Genomic DNA, 257 nt, shown 5'->3' with positions numbered 1-257 from the left:
AAGGCCGACATGGACGCGGTGAACGTGGGCCAACTGAAGTCGACCGGGTTGATCGGCGACGATGGCGCTGCCTTGTCGGCCGTGACGTATGACGATGCCAGCAAGGGCAAGGTCACGCTGAAGGGTAGTTCGGGCACGACGCTGAAGAACGTGAGCGCAGGTGTCGATGACAAGGACGCGGTGAACGTGTCGCAGTTGAAGGGTGCTGGCCTGATCGGTGACGACGGCAAGGCGGTCGCTGCGGTGACGTACGACGG

General features: G+C 63.0%; 1 pseudogene. It reads left to right on the top strand.

The window, feature by feature from the left end:
- A pseudogene (locus tag ACYP33_RS26945) lies at positions 1-257 on the top strand (hypothetical protein); the annotation flags it as partial.

The sequence above is a fragment of the Burkholderia sp. 3C genome, from assembly GCF_054589155.1.
Note: the sequence above shows the minus strand (reverse complement) of the source record. Positions and strands in the feature narration are given on the sequence as shown.